Origin of the sequence: Brevibacterium permense, from assembly GCF_013280495.1 — a bacterium.
Lineage (GTDB): Bacteria > Actinomycetota > Actinomycetes > Actinomycetales > Brevibacteriaceae > Brevibacterium > Brevibacterium permense.
The window spans coordinates 188584-201653 of record NZ_JABSSX010000005.1; the positions used below are offsets into that span (position 1 = coordinate 188584).

At 62.2% G+C, this 13070-nt stretch carries 11 protein-coding genes; 10 read left to right on the forward strand and 1 reads right to left on the reverse strand.

Annotated features, from left to right (window positions below):
• The 6 genes from HK353_RS09480 (at position 1) to HK353_RS09505 (ending at position 7101) form a co-directional block, all read left to right on the forward strand.
• Positions 1 to 780 (forward strand): enoyl-CoA hydratase/isomerase family protein, encoded by a 780-nt coding sequence (locus tag HK353_RS09480; protein WP_173155550.1) that lies wholly within the window; start codon positions 1 to 3, stop codon positions 778 to 780.
• Between the two features lies 1 nt (position 781).
• Positions 782 to 1684 carry an FAD binding domain-containing protein gene (locus tag HK353_RS09485; RefSeq protein ID WP_173155552.1) on the forward strand — a complete coding sequence of 301 codons (903 nt, stop codon included), beginning with the start codon at positions 782 to 784 and terminating at the stop codon, positions 1682 to 1684.
• A gap of 2 nt (positions 1685 to 1686) precedes the next feature.
• The gene (locus HK353_RS09490) at positions 1687 to 2943 is read left to right on the forward strand and encodes a xanthine dehydrogenase family Fe-S subunit (protein WP_173155555.1); all 1257 of its coding nucleotides are present in this window, start codon (positions 1687 to 1689) and stop codon (positions 2941 to 2943) included.
• A gap of 3 nt (positions 2944 to 2946) precedes the next feature.
• The gene (locus HK353_RS09495) at positions 2947 to 4542 is read left to right on the forward strand and encodes a class I adenylate-forming enzyme family protein (RefSeq protein ID WP_173155559.1); all 1596 of its coding nucleotides are present in this window, start codon (positions 2947 to 2949) and stop codon (positions 4540 to 4542) included.
• Between the two features lie 12 nt (positions 4543 to 4554).
• On the forward strand, positions 4555 to 5877 hold the full coding sequence (locus HK353_RS09500) for a benzoate/H(+) symporter BenE family transporter (RefSeq protein ID WP_173155561.1): 1323 nt from the start codon (positions 4555 to 4557) through the stop codon (positions 5875 to 5877).
• Positions 5878 to 5982: 105 nt separating this feature from the next.
• Entirely contained in the window at positions 5983 to 7101 is a 1119-nt protein-coding gene (locus HK353_RS09505; protein ID WP_342589882.1) for an XdhC family protein, read from the forward strand.
• Between the two features lie 1340 nt (positions 7102 to 8441).
• Here HK353_RS09505 and HK353_RS09510 read toward each other — a convergent pair.
• Positions 8442 to 9044, reverse strand: coding sequence for a nucleotidyltransferase family protein (locus HK353_RS09510; protein WP_342589872.1), 603 nt, complete (start codon positions 9042 to 9044; stop codon positions 8442 to 8444).
• A gap of 154 nt (positions 9045 to 9198) precedes the next feature.
• Here HK353_RS09510 and HK353_RS09515 point away from each other — a divergent pair, with 154 nt between their 5' ends.
• From HK353_RS09515 to pheA, 4 genes are all read left to right on the forward strand, one after another.
• A complete protein-coding gene (locus tag HK353_RS09515) occupies positions 9199 to 10113 on the forward strand; it encodes a GTP pyrophosphokinase (protein ID WP_173155567.1) in 915 nt (304 codons plus the stop codon).
• A 150-nt stretch (positions 10114 to 10263) separates the two neighbouring features.
• On the forward strand, positions 10264 to 11142 hold the full coding sequence (locus HK353_RS09520; protein WP_173155569.1) for a DUF5926 family protein: 879 nt from the start codon (positions 10264 to 10266) through the stop codon (positions 11140 to 11142).
• A gap of 81 nt (positions 11143 to 11223) precedes the next feature.
• On the forward strand, positions 11224 to 12072 hold the full coding sequence (locus tag HK353_RS09525; protein ID WP_173155571.1) for a glycosyltransferase family 2 protein: 849 nt from the start codon (positions 11224 to 11226) through the stop codon (positions 12070 to 12072).
• Positions 12069 to 13007 (forward strand): prephenate dehydratase, encoded by a 939-nt coding sequence (pheA, locus tag HK353_RS09530; RefSeq protein WP_173155573.1) that lies wholly within the window; start codon positions 12069 to 12071, stop codon positions 13005 to 13007. The genes HK353_RS09525 and pheA overlap by 4 nt, the downstream gene beginning before the upstream one ends.
• Positions 13008 to 13070: the final 63 nt, after the last annotated feature.

A 13070-nucleotide genomic window follows, 5' to 3' on the forward strand; every position in this document is an offset into this window, starting at 1 on the left:
ATGGCACTTACTGGTGGAGAAATTCGACTGGACCGCAGCCACGACGGACGCGTTGCGAACTTGACGCTTTCACACGGTCGCTACAACATCGTCACGATGGAGATGCGCAGCGTGATGAGCGAGCGTTTCGCGGAAATCAATGCGGATCCGCAGATTCAAGTGGTAGTAATTCGTGGGGAGGGTGATCACTTCACCTCCGGCGGCGACATTAGTGGGTTCATAGAAGTTGAGCCCTATGAGCTGACTGATCTTGGTCAGGACATCACTGCACCGGCGCGTTCTCCCAAACCAGTGATTGCGGCGGTGGATGGATACTGTTTCGGCGTCGGTTTTGAGCTGGCTTTGGCAACCGACATTCGGCTGGTCACTGATCGCACACAGTTTGCACTACCGGAGATGCGGCTCGGCATGATGCCAGGAAGCGGCGGCACCCAGCGTTTGGCCCGCCTCGTCGGGCTTTCGCGCGCGAAATACCACGTGCTCACTGCCGCCCGGATCAACGCGCAACAGGCACTCGACTGGGGCCTTGCCCCCTCGATCTCGGCAGGTGCTGAGGCGTTGGCTGAAGAAGTGGAACGGGTCGTCCAGACCCTGCTTGGTTACTCACCAATCGCACTGCGCACGGCTAAGGAAGTTCTCGACCGAGGCGTCGACGGCCCACTGGCTACCGGCGTAGAGCTCGAGCGCAAATCGTACGCGATGCTGCGCTCGACCCACGACTTTGCCGAGGGAGTTGCTTCGTTCAACGAAAAGCGCACTCCCACCTTCGAGGGCCGCTAACGTGAAGGCCGCACCCTTCGCCTACGTTCGTCCGACCCGGTTGCAGGACGCCGTCACGGAACTTGGTTCCGCCCAGCACGGTGGCGGCAAGGTCATCGCCGGCGGCCAATCCCTGGTACCCGTACTGGCTATGCGGCTGGGCCGCCCAAGTACCTTGGTGGACATTACCCGAGTGGAGGAACTCACTCACATGACAGTGGATGACCAGTGCCTGCGCGTGGCGGCAGCAGTTCGCCAACGCCGGGTCCAGAGAGAGGCATCACAGCTGGTGCCTTTGCTTGGGCTGGCGCTACCGTGGGTCGGCCATCGCGAGATCCGGAGCAGGGGCACAGTGTGTGGCAGTCTTGCCCACGCAGATCCTTCCGCCGAAATGCCCGCGGTGGCCATGTCACTTAATGCCACGGTTGAAGTCACCGGTCCCAACGGCCGGCGACAGGTGAGCGCGGCTGATTTCTTCACTGGCGCGATGGCCACGGTCACCGAGCCAACCGAAATCGTCACATCCGTGTCGTTCCCGATCGCGTCGTCCGACGAGGGATACGGATTTGCCGAGATTGCTCGTCGGCATGGGGACTATGCCATCGCCGGGGTTGCTGCGCGCGTGCGGTCGACATCTGGCGCAGTGGTAGAGGCCCCTATAACCTCTTTTGGAGTCTCTGATAAGCCACAACTACGCGACATGAGCGGTGCATTACAAAGGGCCGTCGACTCCCTGGGCGACCCAGCCGCTCCCACCTCGGAAATTACCAACGCATTGGAAGAACCTGCCCACGCGATGGCCGAAGACGTCGTCACCACGGCTGGCGACTCACACGGCTCCACGGCATACCGAAAACGGCTCGTTCGCGTCCTCGCCGCCAGAGAACTCGCGCGGGCCTATCGGTCGAGTCTGAAAGGTGCCTAGCCATGACCATCAGATCCATCGCTTCATCCCTAGGACACACGATCGCTCCCAGCCGGAAGCCTCGCGCGGAGGACGTACCATTGCGGGTCGCCGCCGACGAGGCAGTAACCGTAAGCTTTACGGTTAACGGCCGTCCGGCCACCGTCCAAGTGGCACCGCGGGTGACTCTTTCCGACGCGTTGCGCGATCATCTCGGCCTCACGGGAACGCACATCGGCTGCGAACACGGTGTCTGCGGTATGTGCACGGTGATCGTCGACGGTGACGCTGCCCGCGCGTGCCTACTGCTGGCCTGCCAACTAGAAGGTTCTGAGATTATCACCGTCGAAGGGTTGGGGAAGCCTGATGACCTCCATCCGCTTCAGGCATCCTTTTCGGATCACCACGCTCTCCAGTGCGGATTTTGCACGCCTGGAATGCTCATGAGCTCCTATGACCTACTCAAGCATAAGCCCGGGATTTCGGCAGAGGATCTGCCCGACCAAATGTCCGGAGTGCTATGCCGGTGCACGGGGTATCGCCACATCATGGATGCAGTCGCTGACGTCTCCGAAAGCTACCCCGGTGGAATTCCAGGGCCCCGCAACTGCGGCCACGCCGCGCTGTTGCCGCGCACGTCGACCGGCGGCGGCTCAGCCGGCGACGGTGGACATGAAATCGCCGCCGCTGAGGGTCCGAAAGAAATTCATGTTCCTCAGAGTGAGCCAACCGTGACGATCGACGTCGCGAGTGAAGTCGCCGCAAGTGTCGACGAACTTTGGGTGGTAATCGACGACACCGAACGGATGGCCCGTTGCCTACCCGGAGCAGAGCTGGTCGACGACTTTGGAGACGACAAGTATCTGGGGCGCATTCAGGTTGCCCTCGGGCCCGTCAAGCTCTCCTTCGTCGGCGACATACACGTTACTGAGCGTGACCCGGATTCTCATTCGCTACGCGCTCTCGCTGAGGCGAACGATCCCAGCGGCGGCACCGTACAAGGTGTCGTCCAGCTTGAGATCGATCCGTCGGGAGAAGGAAGCATCATCAATGCGCACGCCGAGATGCATATGACCGGTCGGATCGCCCAGTTCGGCAGATCGTTGGCGGACGACGTCAGCAACGACATGTTCAACCAATTCACTGCCGCCCTTGACGCCACCGCGCGGGGCGAAGAACCGGAGGTAGGCGGCGCTCCCCCAAGCGCAGTCAAGATGGCTACCAGGCTCGTATTGGCCCGGGCACGGGCTCTCGTACAGCGCATCAAGAGAAAGGAATGATCAATGGAGATCGGCCGAACACTAACATGGGCAGCGGAAAGATTCCCCGATCGGATTGCCTTCGCGGGTTCTCGTCGGATGACTTATCCCGAGTGGGACGAGCGTACCAATCGAATTGCCAATTCGATGCTCGCCTTGGGGGTGAAGCCAGGGGACCGTGTTGCGACCTTTCTGAGCAACTCCGAGGTGATGGCTTCGACACACCTGGCATTGCAAAAGCTGGGCGCAATGTCCACGCCCTTCAACATCCGGCTCTCGGCACCAGAGTTGGCCTACTGTCTCGAAAATGCCGAACCAACTGTCATCGTCTGCGACGATCTGGCCTCCGGCATCACGCAGGACGCCCTAAAGAAGTCTACTCCTAGTGCCACGATGCTCCACGCCGGGACCAGCCCGATCGAGGGTGCTGCAGATTTCGAAGCCACCGTGGCAGAGGCCGACACTGCACCTCCCGGTATCAACGTGAGTGAATCAGACGCCAGTGTCATGCTTTACACGTCAGGGACCACAGGCAAACCGAAAGGCGTCCCACGAACTCAGCGCAACGAGTTCGCAGCCTCAGTTGCTCACATCATGCAGGCTCAGTACGCGTCCGGTGAGTCCACGCTGGGAGCTATGCCGATGTACCATACCATGGGTCTGCGCTCCCTCCTGTCGATGGTCATCGTCGGAGGAAAGTTCGTCGAGATGCCAGTGTACGACCCGGAACGTGCCATCGAACTGATCGAGGCAGAGCGAATCTCGGCACTATATCTCGTACCAACTGCCTTTTGGGCTCTCGCTCAGACCGGAAAGTTGAAGCACGTAGCCTCCACTGTACGCAAACTAGCTTTCGCCGGCGCCGCCATGACCTCGACTCTGTGCCAAAAGCTCGAGAAAGAAATCGTGCCCGAGGTATTCGTCAACCACTACGGGTCGAGCGAAATATATACCTTCGCCGTCGAGGACAAAGCCTCCAGAAAGCCAGGCAGCGCCGGACGAGCCGGAATGCTGTCCCAGCTGCGGGTAGTTGACCCAGAGCCTGCAGCTTCGCATACTCCTCTTCCGACGGACGTCGTTGGCGAGATCGTTGTTTCATTAGACTCCGACGAAGCATTTTCCGGCTATTGGCGTCGGCCTGACGCAAATGCAAAAGCGATACGCGGTGAACGTTGGTACCACACAGGCGACCTCGGTCACTTCGACGAAGACGGAGATCTCTGGGTGGACGGTCGTGTCGACGACATGATTATCACCGGGGGAGAGAACGTCCATCCCATTGAAGTCGAGGACATCCTAAGTCGCCACCCCGACATCGCTGAGGTGTCGGTCGTCGGGCTCAAGGACGAGAAATGGGGACAGGCGGTGACCGCATTCGTCGTTCCTGAAGAGGAGAACGAGGATCCGCAGGTCTTTGCTGAACGTATCCTCGAATGGACTCGCACCGAGGCCCCCCTCTCCCAGTACAAACGTCCCAAACGTGTTCTCGTGATTGCCTCGATCCCGAAGAGCCCGGTGGGCAAGATTCTTCGCCGGGAGTTGGTCGCTGGCGCTTATATCCTCAAGGGCGGTACCGGCAGTGATGCCAGTCCTGGCCATCCACCCGTTGAGACCGTCTAGCAGGGAGACATCATGTCCACGCCCCACAACCAAGACGCACCATCGTCTGTTGCGAGAAACCGGCTCATCGAGCGTGGCCCCGGTTTCAGGTCCGGTCTTCGCAGCTTACCCAAGCACCTCAACCTCGCCACGTTCGGTGCTGCCATCGTAGCGGCTATCTTCGGTTGCACAGGTCCCGCGCTCGTCGTGATCAAAGGCGCCCAGGACGGAGGTCTCACACCTGCCCAGAGCGCATCGTGGATCTTCGGGATCTATGTTTTCGGTGGTCTGATCAGTCTGGTGATGGCCCTTTACTACAAACAGCCGATCACAGGCGCGTACAGCATTCCGGGAGCGGTCCTCGTCGTCGGGGCGTTGCAGGAGTACACGTTCGCAGAAATGATAGGAGCATATCTTGCGGCTGGCCTGATCGTCCTTATCCTTGGATTGACGGGTGCCATTCGAAAGGTCATTACTTGGATCCCCTTCCCTATAGTGATGGCCATGATAGCTGGGGCCCTCATCCGATTCGGCACCGCCGTCGTCGACTCGCTCCTGACCGCGCCCATTGTTGTTGGTGCGGCTATCGTGGGCTACTTCCTCCTGTCTCGCTTCATCAAAGCGATTCCTGGTGTGCTGGGGGCTCTGGTGTTCGGAAGTATCGCAGCAGCAGTCACCGGCTCCTACGGGTCTCTTGAAGGCGGCGTCGGACTCACGTCACCGGAACTGGTAGCCCCGGCGTTCAATATCGGAGCGATCCTTGCAGTGGGAGTGCCACTGGCGCTCCTGGTCATCGGTGCGGAGAACACCCAGGCGATGGGTGTGATGATGGCTGAACGATACCGCCCGCCGTTCAATGCCATGACCATAATCAGCGGCATCGGCGGTCTCCTCGCGCCGCTCTTTGGAGGGCACAACGCAAACATCGCCGGCCCGATGACCGCAATATGCTCCTCCGAGCAAGCCGGCGAGAATAGGGACGGACGCTACGTGGCCTCCGTGCTGAATGGCATTCTCTTTTGCCTCTTCGGTGTCTTCGCAGGCGTTGCTTTAGCCCTAGTCACTGCTTTGCCACCGGAGTTGACCGCTACGCTGGCCGGCCTCGCCATGATTGGCGTGCTATTGTCAGCGTTCCAATCAAGTTTCGCTGAGAAGCGATTCCAACTCGGCGCGTTCGTAGCCCTCGTTATAGCGATGAGCGGTGTGACCTTGTTCGAGATCTCCGCTCCCTTCTGGGCGCTGATCGGTGGGGTGCTGACCTCATTGATACTGGAAACAAACGACTTCCGTGTTCGTGACAAAACGGATGCTGCGGACATGAGCCACGTTCCTCCAGCTACCGAGGAAGCGCGCTGAACAGAGAAGGCTCGTGAATGGTCAGACCCCGGTGGGGTCACGTTGGCAAGGTACAGAGCAACTCCATGCTTCAAAGTAGAACGGAGTGACGCATTGCGTGAAATCTTGAACGATATCCGTGCTTGGACGGAGCCGTTCGCTGTTGCGACTGTCATCCGGACTTGGAAGTCGTCACCACGTGCACCCGGGGCGGCGATGGCAGTCAACAGCGCGGGAGAAGTGGTTGGCAGTGTGTCCGGAGGTTGCGTAGAAGGAGACTTGTATCTTCGTTGCCAAGAGGCACTGGCCACAGGAACCCCAGCAGTAGTCCGCTACGGTGTGAGCGACGACGAGGCCTTCGAGATTGGGCTCACCTGCGGAGGCGTTCTCGAAGTGTTCATTCACAGGATCGATCCCAACCTGCACCCGATAGAGAAACTGGCGGCGGCCGTCGACGTACGTGAACCGGCGGCGGTTGCCACGGTTGTCGTAGGCCCCAACGTTGGGTCCCAAGTGTTGATCGTTGGAGGCGAATGCTACGGCTCAACCGGACACGCGCCTCTGGATGAAGCCGTGGTGGCAGACGCATTGGGACTCCTAGAGCAGGGAGCAAACAGCCTGCTTCACCTCGGCTTCGAGGGGGAGCGACGCAAAGAAGACGTGTCGGTTTTCGTCGAGTCTTTTGCAACGCCACCACGCATGCTGATTTTCGGAGCGATCGATTTCGCTGCCGCGTTGACCGAGCTTGGATCGTTTCTCGGATATCATGTCACGGTGTGCGACGCTCGGCCGATATTCACAACGGCTGCACGGTTTCCAGCAGCAGATAATGTAGTCGTGGAGTGGCCACATAGGTACCTCAACCAGGTCCAAGTTGACCGTCGAACGGCCATCTGTGTCCTCACCCATGATCCGAAGTTCGACGTGCCCGTTCTGGAAGAGGCTCTAAAGACGCACGCTGGATACATCGGGGTGATGGGCAGTCGGCGTACTCACGCCGACCGCGATAAGCGGTTGCGCGAACGGGGTATCACCGAGGCACAGCGTGACCGCCTGTCGTCTCCTATCGGACTGGACCTTGGGACCTGCACCCCCGAGGAAACGGCGATCTCTATCTGCGCAGAAATCATTGCTCAACGTACAGGGGCAACTGGTAGGCCCCTTTCAGAGTTGACTACCTCGATCCATCGACCGAAGCCGAGCAGATCAAATCCGATATCTGGCCTAGCTCAACATCAACCATGAACGGGGACGGACCCTGGGCACCTGGGTCAAACCCGAGAGAAACCGACGCCGCGTCGACGGTGACCCCACGGGCCCGTTGAACGAGGACGAACGGGCTGGACTGCCCCGATTGAGGCGGGAGAACTTCGATCTGAGACTGGACAACGAGTTCCTGGGAAAAGCGGCCGCCTTCCTCGCGTCGAAGCCGCAAAACAAGAGAAATTCGAACTGATGGATTCGGGGGAAGGCTCGGTACGCGATTCACCGGATGGCATAACTCCTTCAGGTGACGAAATCCGGGTACTACGCGTGGAAGAAGCGCCGGCAAGCCGGACCAGCGAAACGCGGCAGTGTGCAACGGAGCTTTGATAGGCAAGGCGGGGCGGTCTACGCGGAGTCTGGTGGCGTCTACGCCGCACCGCAGGCGGCAGCGCAACTGGCTGGACAAAACGTGTGCGTGGATGAGACGACGGTCACGACATCGCTACGTGGGCAGGGCCTCGAAGAGATCAGCCCGCGCAGGTTCAAGCCAGCTACGACGCTGCCGGTAGTGGTGACTCATCACATCCCGGACCTCGTGAAACGGGTCTGGGATGTGATGGGTTGGATGCCCCGCGGGTTAGCGACATTACGTATTGGCGCACGTGGGATGGGTTCGTGTATTTGTGCGTCATCCGCGATGGGCGCTCAGGCCGAGTGTTTGGGCGGACGATGGTTGCCAGACAGCATTCTGACCTCGTGGAACGGCCGTTGACGATGGCTCATAAGCTACGAGAAATGGCTCCAGATGACGTCACTTTCTATGCCGACAAAGGAGCGCAGTACACGTCAGCGCAGTTGCATCAGGCGTCGGTCGAGCTGGCCCCAAGCAATCGGCGCGCCGGACTGGGGTGTGTTGGGATAGCGCAATGTCGGAGCCGCTTTGGTCGTTGTTGAAACCGGAGTTCTTCGAGCGGCGAGTCTGGCAAACTCGGGCTGAGGCGATGCGGGAAGTCGCTCCCTGGATCGAGGTGGTCTACGACCGGCGGGGTGAGCTACTGCCGCATCGGTTTGCGGGGCGCCAAAGTTGTGGAACTCAGGTCTGATGCCCGGTCTTCGATTTCTCCCCCGGCAAAAGGTGGCGCAGTCGACGTCCATCACCGGCAGGTGTACCGGCTCGGCGGTACCCTCACGCGACATACAGATTTGCCTAATGGAGGAAGGGCGGGCGCCTGCCAATTGAGAAACTCATCAGTTCACATATCGGACTCGAATCAATCAACGAAGCTATGGATTCGCGCGCTGATAGCAAAACAATTCTTCAGATCATCCGCTTGTGAGACAGATCCGAGGGAACACAGGGCGCGCGGAGCAATGAGAGCTTATGGGCGGCCGTCGTTCCGTTCGGGAAGATTAATCCCTCGTGCCGCAGCCTGAGCCGGCGTATCCACATCGAAAGGTCCGTTCGCGCCTGGCGTCAGAAGGTCTCCGCCTTCGATCAGTGTGACAGAATCGGAAGCCTCTCTGAATAATCGTTTAGCTCCCGAATCGCCGCCACACGCATCGATCGCTCGAGATATCCAATTACGACCGAACATTACCGGGTGGCCCGGAACCGAGCCCCATGTGCAGCGTGCTAACACACCGTCGGTAGCGTTCTCTATCAGCCGGGGGTAGATCTCCGCTGGAGTGTCTGTCAGGTCCACCAATGTCACTACGGCAACGTTCGAGTGCGGATCAACTGCCCGCAATCCGGTCTGCAGAGACCGGCCCATTGCCATCGCATGGTCGAGGTTAAGTATCGTCTTAACGCCTTCCGGAATCAGAGATTGCGCTTGGTGGGCTCCCGCGCCGAGAACCACGAGGATCTCAGCTGGATCTACTGCAGCCAGCGCCCTGAGGTGATGAGAAAGCAGCGACGTGCCATCATTCACCCTCCGCAGCACCTTCGGAGTCCCCATACGGGACCCCTTCCCTGCTGCCACACGATCATGCTGACGCGAGTTTCGAAATCCGTCACATCAGTCACCATAGATCGTCTCACCCTGTGGCACTGCCGCGGCAATATTAGCCGCCCAGCCATAGACATCCTCGGCGTCTTCTGGTGAAGTTGAATCAGGAGCTAGGAAGGTGACGAGGATGTCAGCAACTGTCCGCGAATTGGTCGACGAAGCCTACGACCGGCGTGAGTCCACCTGGAGGGCCGCTCTCGAGACGGTCAATGACTGGGTCGAGTCCGTCCGCGCTCCGTCCGCCCTGCTCTCCGGGGATCGAGTGCGCGTCGTCGACGGTCGGATCAAGGATCGGCTGCGCACGGGCGAGAAGCTGCGCCGCAAGCTCGCCGATGCCAACGACGAGATCCACGAATCCGTCGAGGTCGAGAACCAGGTCATCGATGTCGTCGGCGCCCGCGTCATCTGCCGCACCGAACGCGAACAGTCGGCCCTGTGGGGCTTGCTCACCGAGGTGAGCGACGATACGAACCTCTCCATCGCCGAGGTGCGCGACTATTCCGCAGCCCCGAAACCGTCCGGATACCGCGGCCGCCACCTCATCGTCGAGGTTCCCTTCGATTCCGAGCCCTCCGTCCTCGTCGAACTCCAGCTGCGCACGATCATGCAGGACGCGTGGTGCGTGCTCGCCGAGGAGCACCTCTTCAAACCCGGGCAGGCCCTGAAATCCGATGCCCAGCAGGAACGGCTGTCGGTGATCCTCGCAGGTCTGATGGCGCAAGCCGACTCCGTGGCCGGCTACATCGCCGATGACGTCGGCGCGTATCTGGGCATGGGCAATTCCGCCCCGCCCCGAGCCTTCGCCGAGGCGGACGAACCGACCGATCCGGCCATCGAGGTCACGATCCGCGAACTCAACCACTCCTATGTCCTCGCCGCCGACGAGGTGGGCCGCCACGGCATCATCCGCTTGGAGACGCTCGGGCTGACTCCCGACAATCCGGAGCGCTCCGCCTTCCCCCACCCGGGCGACAAGCTGCAGGTGCGCATGGACGAGTCGAACAACACGCGCTACTTCATTCCCGTCGGCCACGACGGCTGAACGGCGGCGCATCAGGCCCGGACAGTCTGCGCTCAGCAGCGGTCGGCCTCTCTGCGCCCGGTCGCGGACTACGCATCTGCGCCCGCCGCCACAGGCACGCCTGCGAACCCAACAGCCTGGCACACGCTCCACCGACTAGACTTGCGTCCCATGGGAAAGAAGTCGAAGCGCTCCAAGGAAGAACTCATCGCCAAACGCCTCGCCAGGGCGCAGGCCACGGCATTCGTCGCGCGTCCGTTCGCGGACCTGCCGTTCGAAGCCGACCTCATCTGCCTGCGTGAACTCGTGCCCGCGGCCACCGCGACCGCGAAGCTCACCGAGGAGTACGGCGGTCATGAGGTCACGATCACCTCGCTGCTGCCTGCCGCGTGGCAGGCGTGGCGCCGCGACGACGGTGAGATCCTGGCCGGCATGCAGGTACCCGTGTCATCGACCGATGCCTCCCGCGATGTCGCCCGCGGCATCCTCGCCGCCGCCGAAGCGGAACCCGGCACCTCCATCGAGGCGACCACCGAACCCGGTGAGGGCCCGCGTCTGCAGGACATCCTCGACACCTCGCACCCGTTCGACGTCCGCGTGCTCGAGAACTTCGACTACTGGGCCCTGCCCGAAGCCGAGTCCGATGCCGACGTCGCCGCCGCCCTTCAGCAGGCCAACGACTCCGTGGCCCCGACCGAGAAGCTCGCCTCCGTCGACTCCGCCTACTGGACCGAGATGTCCGGCCGCACCTACGTCCGCTGGGCCCGCCCCGAAGGTGAGGACCGCGTCGTCGATGCGTTGGCCCGCCTGCAGGCCGAGAACGCCAACGACCTCGGCGGAATCGGCACCTTCCTCGGCTACTTCCGCGCCCACGGCATCATCGTCCCCGTCTGGGAACTCGAGTTCGGCACCCAGGTCGACGACGTCGAAGAGCCCATCGCCGCGTTCGGCAAGCGCCTCGACGAAGCGCTGAACACGACCGAGCCGATGAGCACCGAGGCCCGCCGCGTCCGCTCGGGCATCGTGTCCCGCCAGCTGACCATCCACTGACATCCGCCACCACCCCATCACCGAGGCGGGACCCGAAAAGGGTGCCCCGCCTCGGTGCCGGTGACGGACAGGAGAACCGACATGAGCGCACAGCCGCACCCCGCCCCCGAGGCGGTCGCCGCCATCATCCCCGCGATGAACGAATCCCAGCGGATCGGTGCCACCGTCGCTGCGGCCAAGCGGATCCCCGGGGTCGACATGGTCCTCGTCGTCGACGACGGGTCGGCTGACGATACGGGGACCCGGGCCCGCCGGGCCGGCGCCGAGGTGATCACCCACCCAAAGAACAAGGGCAAGGCTGCGGCCATGATGACCGGGGCCTTCGCTCTGCGCAATCGGGAGATCTCCGACGCCGATCCGGGCGTCGACCCGCACCACCGGGCGCTGCTGTTCATCGACGGCGACCTCGAAGACTCAGCCGTCAACACCGCTCCCCTGGCCGAGCCCGTGCTCGCGGGTCGAGCGGACATGACGATCGCGATCCTGCCCGCGCAGAAACGCAAGGGCGGGGGCTTCGGCTTCGTCGTCGGACTGGCGAAGAAAGGCATCGCCGAACTCTCCGGATTCGACGCCACCCAGCCGCTGTCGGGCATGCGCTGTCTGTCGCGAGAGGCCTTCGACGCGGCCCTGCCGTTCGCCGCCGGATGGGGCGTCGAGGCGGCCATGACCATCGACGTCGTCAACGCCGGACTGCGCGTGGAAGAGGTCGAATGCGACCTCCACCACCGCGTCACCGGTCGCGATCTGAAAGCCCAGCTGCACCGTGCTGCCCAGTACCGCGACGTCGCCCGCGCGATCCTCGTCCGCCGCCTCCGCGCGAAGCGGAATGGCGGGACGCCGGCCCTCGGTGCCTCCTCCGCCCCCGCCGATTCCGGGTCTTCCGATTCCACGCAGAACTCCCCCGATCCACACAAGGAGACCGGCAAGTGAGCCTCAACCGTTTCGCGTACCTCGGCCCTGAGGCCACTTTCACCGAGGCGGCCCTGCTCAGCTTCCTCGACTCCCGGAACCTGCGCGCCGAGGCCACGACTCATCCGATGCGCAACGCCCCTTCGGCGCTCGACGCGGTGCTCGAGGGCGACTGTGATGCCGCTGTCGTGCCGATCGAGAACTCACTGGAAGGCGGAGTGCCCGCCACGATCGATGCGCTCACCGAGAACGGGCGGCTGCAGATCATCGCCGAGGTGGTCGTGCCCGTCCGCTTCGTCCTCGCCGTCAAACCCGGCACCACCAGGGAGGAGATCTCCTCCTTCGGTTCGCACCCGCACGGCGAGGCACAGGTGCGGGCGTTTATGAACGAGAACTTCCCCGAAGCCGTCTACCTGCCGACGTCCTCGACTGCCGCGGCCGCCAGGGATCTGGCCAATGACGCCGGTGACCATATGGCTGCCGTCTGCCCGGCCCTGGCCGCTCAGCGCTACGGACTCGAGATCGTCGCCGAGGACATCGGCGACCGCAAAGACGCCGTCACCCGATTCGTCGTGGTCACCCGCCCGGGTCCTCTGCCCGCTCCGACAGGGGCCGACAAGACGACCATCGTCGCGGCCCTGCGCTCGGACCGTGCGGGTTCGCTGCTCGAACTGCTCGAACAGTTCTCCAGCCGCGGGATCAATATGTCCCGCATCGAATCCCGGCCGACCGGTGACGGGCTGGGCCTCTACCAGTTCTCGATCGACCTGCTCGGACATATCCACGAGGCACGCATGGCCGAGGCCCTGCAGGGTGTCCACCGAGCGGCCCTCAAGCTGCACTTCCTCGGCAGCTACCCGAGCTCCGACGGAGCAGTGGTGCCGGTCGACCCGACGACGACGGACGAGTCATTCGCCGCAGCCGCCGATTGGCTGGAGCGCACCCTCGAAGGCTGATGGACGTTGGGCGAAATTGCGCCTGACTTCGGACCGCCTGTGCCTCTTCACACCGGGAACGTC

Coding starts and splice junctions, on each gene's coding strand:
- HK353_RS09480 (WP_173155550.1), top strand. CDS start 1: ATGGCACTTACTGGTGGAGAAATTCGACTGGACCGCAGCCACGACGGA.
- HK353_RS09490 (WP_173155555.1), top strand. CDS start 1,687: ATGACCATCAGATCCATCGCTTCATCCCTAGGACACACGATCGCTCCC.
- HK353_RS09495 (WP_173155559.1), top strand. CDS start 2,947: ATGGAGATCGGCCGAACACTAACATGGGCAGCGGAAAGATTCCCCGAT.
- HK353_RS09500 (WP_173155561.1), top strand. CDS start 4,555: ATGTCCACGCCCCACAACCAAGACGCACCATCGTCTGTTGCGAGAAAC.
- HK353_RS09515 (WP_173155567.1), top strand. CDS start 9,199: ATGTCAGCAACTGTCCGCGAATTGGTCGACGAAGCCTACGACCGGCGT.
- HK353_RS09520 (WP_173155569.1), top strand. CDS start 10,264: ATGGGAAAGAAGTCGAAGCGCTCCAAGGAAGAACTCATCGCCAAACGC.
- HK353_RS09525 (WP_173155571.1), top strand. CDS start 11,224: ATGAGCGCACAGCCGCACCCCGCCCCCGAGGCGGTCGCCGCCATCATC.